Origin of the sequence: Microbacterium sp. K35 (assembly GCF_004794375.1) — a bacterium.
In the GTDB taxonomy this organism is placed as follows: Bacteria; Actinomycetota; Actinomycetes; order Actinomycetales; family Microbacteriaceae; genus Microbacterium; species Microbacterium sufflavum.
Genome location: NZ_SSDM01000024.1, coordinates 1 through 5478 on the forward strand (window position 1 = coordinate 1; position 5478 = coordinate 5478).

Annotated in this window: 4 protein-coding genes; all 4 read left to right on the forward strand. The window is 70.6% G+C overall.

Features of this window, described 5'->3' with window-relative positions:
• Nucleotides 1-112 precede the first annotated feature (112 nt).
• Genes DW299_RS00535 through DW299_RS00550 form a run of 4 tightly spaced genes read left to right on the forward strand, consistent with a single transcriptional unit; the run spans nt 113 to nt 5273 of the window.
• Entirely contained in the window at nt 113-1648 is a 1536-nt protein-coding gene (locus DW299_RS00535; RefSeq protein ID WP_136030061.1) for an ABC transporter substrate-binding protein, read from the forward strand.
• Nucleotide 1649: 1 nt separating this feature from the next.
• Nucleotides 1650-2612 carry an ABC transporter permease gene (locus DW299_RS00540; RefSeq protein WP_136035265.1) on the forward strand — a complete coding sequence of 321 codons (963 nt, stop codon included), beginning with the start codon at nt 1650-1652 and terminating at the stop codon, nt 2610-2612.
• Entirely contained in the window at nt 2605-3453 is an 849-nt protein-coding gene (locus tag DW299_RS00545; RefSeq protein ID WP_205814303.1) for an ABC transporter permease, read from the forward strand. The genes DW299_RS00540 and DW299_RS00545 overlap by 8 nt, the downstream gene beginning before the upstream one ends.
• Complete coding sequence (locus tag DW299_RS00550) at nt 3450-5273, forward strand: dipeptide ABC transporter ATP-binding protein (protein ID WP_136035267.1); 1824 nt, start codon at nt 3450-3452, stop codon at nt 5271-5273. The genes DW299_RS00545 and DW299_RS00550 overlap by 4 nt, the downstream gene beginning before the upstream one ends.
• Nucleotides 5274-5478: the final 205 nt, after the last annotated feature.

Consider the following 5478-nt stretch of genomic DNA (forward strand, 5'->3'; position numbering starts at 1 on the left):
ACCCCCGCCGATCCGGTTCGCTCTAGACGCCCTCGCGCTTTTGCTACATGCTATAGCGAACACCCTTACCCGAAGCATCACCCGAAGCACCACCCGACACCTGGAGGCACCCATGTCGCGTCGTCGCGTCCTTCTCGGCGGAGCAGCGCTGCTCACCGCCGCGCTGATCACCGCTGGCTGCAGCACCTCATCCACCCCCGACGGCTCCGCCCAGGACGGCGGCACGCTCACCGTGGCCGCGGCCCAGGGCATCCCGCAGCTCAACCCGGCCATCCGCACCTTCGCGTGGGAGGAGGTGCTGTTCCCGCTGCTCTGGAACGGCCTCACCACCACCGACGAGTCCGGCGAGATCGTCGGCGACCTCGCCGAGAGCTGGGAGACCTCGGACGACCAGAAGACGTGGACGTTCACGCTCCGCGACGGCGTCACGTTCTCCAACGGCGACCCGTTCACCGCGGAAGACGCCGTGGCCTCGTTCGAGTACTACCTCGACCCCGAGACCGCCACGCAGGAGAAGAACAAGATCGACATGGTGACCGACGTCACCGCCCCCGACGACAAGACCGTCGTCATCACGCTCTCCGAGCCGATCGCCACGTTCGACGCCGGCATCGTCTGGGTCAAGATGCTCGACGTCGACGCGCTCGACACCATCGACAAGGAGCCCATCGGCACCGGTCCCTACATCGTCGACGCCTTCACACCCGACGACAGCCTCACGCTCGTGCCCAACCCCGAGTACTTCGGCGACGCCCCCGCGCTCGACGAGATCAGGATCGTGAAGGCCGCCGAGTCCACGGCCGCCGTGACCGGACTGCGCTCGGGCGACATCGACGTGTTGTGGTCGGTGCCGCAGGGCGACGTCGAGGGCCTGGAGGCCGGCGGCGACATCGCGCTCGTGAAGCCGGAGAACCCGAGCCAGTGGCCGTCGTGGGAGGTCGACACCACCTCCCCGCCGTTCAACGACGTGCGTGCGCGGCAGGCCCTCGCATACGCGATCGACCGCGAGGCGATCCTCGACGCCGCGTACTACGGCCAGGGCACGGTCTCCCCGACCAACAACGCCCTCGGCGAGGTGAACCCCTGGTACGGCGGCGACCTGACCGACTACTCCTACGACCTCGACAAGGCCAAGGAGCTGTTCGCCGAGGCCGGCGTGACCGAGGGCAGCACCCTCACCTGGTGGGGCGTCGCCGGCCAGTACCCGGAGTGGAACACCAGCGGCGAGATCCTGCAGGCCAGCCTCAAGGAGATCGGCATCACCCTGAAGATCGACAACAACGACGTCGGCACCTGGGTCGACTCGTTCTACCCGGCGGGCAAGAGCTTCCCGGGCTACATCGTGCCGAACTTCCAGTCCACGCCGCCCGAGCCCGCCTACTCGCTGAATTTCTATCTGGAGGGCCGCTGCGAGTGCAACTGGGTCGACCCGGAGTTCCAGTCGGCCTTCGCCGCCGCCGTCGCCGAGCCCGACCAGGCCGCGCGTGCCGAGAAGTGGGGCACCGTGCAGACGATCATCAACCAGCAGGTGCCGCTGATCGTGCCGCTGCAGTCCACCGTGGTCACCGCGACCAGCACGAAGGTCGACGGCGTGTGGGTCGAGGGCGGCGGGCAGCTGCACCTCGAGAACGCGCAGCTGAAGGGCTGACGTGCTCCTCTCCGTCCTGCGGCGGGTGGCGATCAGCATCGCAATGCTGATCGCCACCTCGCTCCTCGTGTTCGTGGTGCTCCGGCTGCTGCCGGGCGACCCCGTGATCACCCGTCTCGGCTCGACGCCGGGCGTGGACGCCGAGATGCTCCAGCGTCTGCGCGAGGAGGCCGGGCTCGACGCCCCGGTCATCGAGCAGTACCTGCGCTGGATCGGCGGCGTCGTCACGGGCGACTTCGGACAGTCGTACTTCAACCAGTTCTCGGTGACCGAGCTCATCGCGCAGCGCCTGCCCGCCACGCTCGAGCTCACGCTGATCGGCATCCTGCTGGCCGTGCTCATCGCGACCCCGGCCGCCGTGATCGCCTCGCTGCGCCCGCTCGGCGTGGTCGACCGCGTGCTCACGGCCATCTCCACCGCGGGCATGGCGCTGCCGCAGTTCCTCATCGGCATCGTGCTGATCGTGGTGTTCGCCGTGCAGCTGAAGTGGCTGCCCGCCCGCGGCTACACGCCGTTCGCGGACGACCCGGCCGACAACCTCGTGCGCATGATCCTGCCCGCCCTCACCCTCGCCTTCGCCGCCGCGCCGCTGCTGATGCGGTTCCTGCGGGCGTCGATGGTCGAGGTGCTCGACGCCCCCTACATCCGCACCGCCCGCGGCAAGGGGCAGTCGGCGAGCGGGGTGGTCCTCGGGCACGCGCTGCGCAACGCCCTGATCCCGGGGCTCACCATGCTCGGCCTCATCGTCGGATACACGCTCGGCGGTGTCGTGATCGTGGAGTACGTGTTCGGTGTTCCCGGGCTCGGCTCGCTGGCGATCGACGCCGTGTTCAAGCGCGACTACGCGGTGCTGCAGTCGGTGGTGCTGCTGATCTCCGCCATGTTCATCCTCACGACGCTGGTCGTCGACCTGCTCTACGGCGTGCTCGACCCGCGTCTTCGTGCAAGGAGCAGCCGTGGCTGACACCCTCACCCTCGCCCTGCGCTCGACCCGTCCGCGCCGCCGGCTCGCCGTCGCCTCGTGGATCCCCCTCGCGCTGCTCGCCCTGATCGTGCTGGCCTGCGTGCTCGCGCCCGTCATCGCGCCGTTCGACCCCGCGGCCCAGTCGCCCGACCGCTTCGCCGCGCCCTCGGCCGTGCACCTGTTCGGCACCGACGAGCTCGGCCGCGACCTGTTCAGCCGCGTGCTGTACGGCGGACAGCTCACCGTGTTCATCGCCGCCGGTGCCACGCTCGTGGCGATGGTGCTCGGCATCGCCTGGGGCATGGCCGCCGCGTTCGCCCGCGGCTGGGTCGACGAGCTGCTCATGCGCCTGGCCGACACCGTGATGGCGATCCCGCAGATCCTGTTCGCGCTGGTGTTCATCTCGGCGTTCGGCGCCGACCCCGTGAAGCTCGCCGTCATCATCGGCATCCTGCTCACCCCCACGACCGCGCGGCTGGTGCGGTCGTCGGTGCTGAGCGAGCTGCAGGAGGACTACTTCACCGCGGCCGTGGCCTTCGGCTCGAAGCGCAGCCGCCTGCTGTTCGCGGAGGTGCTGCCCAACGCCAAGGGACCGATCGTGGTGCAGGCCGCCATCAACGCCGCGAACGCGATCCTGCTGGAGGCGTCGATGAGCTTCGTCGGGCTCGGCATCGCGCCGCCCGAGGCCACCTGGGGCACCCTCGTGCAGCAGGGCTACCAGAAGATGTACCAGTCGATCGGGTACGTGCTGTTCCCCGCGCTGTTCATCTTCGTGACCATCTGGCTGCTCAACGTGCTCGCCGACCAGTTCGGCGGCGACCGGAAGGGGAAGGGCCGATGACCGACGCCGCTCCCGTCCTGCGGGTGCAGGACCTCACCGTCTCCTACGGCGACGTGACGCCCGTGAAGGGCATCAGCTTCGCGGTGCGCCCCGGCGAGCGGATCGGCCTGGTCGGCGAGTCCGGCTCCGGCAAGTCGCTCACCGCGCTGTCGATCATGCGCCTCAACGACGGCGCGAAGCTCGGCGGCAGCATCCGGCTGCGCGACCGTGAGCTGCTGACTCTCCGCACGCGCGAGATGACGAAGGTGCGCGGCGGCGAGATCGCGATGGTCTACCAGGACCCGATGTCGTCGCTGAACCCGGTGCGCACCATCGGGCACCAGCTCGTCGAGGCGATCCGGCTGCACGAGCGGGTGTCGCGCCAGGCCGCGCGTGCCAGGGCCGTCGAGCTGCTGACCGAGGTCGGCGTGCCGCTGCCCGAGGAGCGCCTGAGCCAGTACCCGCACGAGTTCTCCGGCGGCATGCGGCAGCGCGTCATGATCGCGATGGCCATGTCGTCGCGGCCCGCGGTGCTGATCGCCGACGAGCCCACCACCGCCCTCGACGTGACCACGCAGTCGCGCATCATCGACCTGCTCGACCGTCTCGCGGAGGACCACGGCACCGCGGTCGTGCTCATCACGCACGACCTCGGCGTCGCGGCCGGCTTCTGCGAGCGGATCCACGTGATGCGGCACGGGCGCGTGGTCGAGGAGGGCCCCGTCGACCGGATCTACGCCGCGCCCGAGCACCCGTACACGCAGGCGCTGCTGGGGGCCGTGGTCGACCTCACGGTGGACGTGCACCAGCCCATCCCGACCGTGGACGCCCTTCACCTCGCACCGCCCACCCCGGAACCGCACGGTGCGGGGCCATCCCACCCCCGGTCCGTGAGCGAGGGGCCCTTCGGCGAGACGAAGGGCGCCGCCGACACGATCAGCGCGGTCGACCGGGCCAGGGAGTCGGGCGACGTGCTGGTCGACGTGCAGGGCGTGACGAAGGTGTTCACGCTGGGCTCCGGACGCCGCGTGACCGCGGTCGACGACGTGTCGTTCCAGATCCGCCGCGGCGAGACCGTGGGGCTCGTCGGCGAGTCGGGGTCGGGCAAGTCGACCGTGTCGAAGGCGGTGCTCGCGCTCGGCGGCATCGACGGCGGTGCGGTGGTGTTCGACGGGCAGCGTCCGCACGACCTGCGCGGCGAGGAGCTGCGCAGGCTGCGCCGCCGCATGCAGATGGTGTTCCAGGACCCGTTCTCGGCGCTCAACCGCCGGCAGACCGTGGCGCAGATCATCGAGGCGCCGCTGCTCGCCCACGGCATCGGCACCCGGGCGACCAGGGCCGAGAAGGTGCGCGAGGCGATGCACCGGGTGCGGCTGGACGAGGAGTTCGCGCACCGGCTCCCGCGCTCGATGTCGGGCGGCCAGTGCCAGCGGGTGTCGATCGCGCGGTCGCTCGTGCTGGAGCCGGAGTTCCTGGTGCTGGACGAGTCGGTGTCGGCGCTCGACGTGTCGATCCAGGCGCAGGTGCTGAACCTGTTGCGCGACCTGCAGTCCGAGCTCGGCCTGACGTACCTCTTCATCAGCCACGACCTCGCCGTGATCCGGTACATGTCGTCGACCGTCGCCGTGATGCAGCACGGGCGGATCGTGGAGGTCGGCGCGCGCGACGCCCTGTTCGCGAACCCGCAGCACGAGTACACGCGCAGCCTCATGGCCGCGATCCCGGTGGCCGATCCGGTGCTCGAGCGGCGCCGGCGGGCCGAGGCCGCGGCGCTCTGGCAGGCGCAGGGGGCGGTCACCGCGGTCGTCCCGGCCCCCACCGCCGCGGGAGCGCGCGGATGACACCGACGGGACACCACGTCCCGACCCGCCGTCGATAACGAAGGAGTCGTCATGTCCGACACCACCACCGGCACCGAACAGGGTGTGCGCTCGACGGGGCGTCGCGCCCTGATGACCGGGCTCGGCGCCGTCGCGCTCGGTGCGGCCGGGTCCGTCGTCGGCGCGTCGTCCGCGCAGGCGGCCCCCGTCGCGGCGGGCTCGAAAG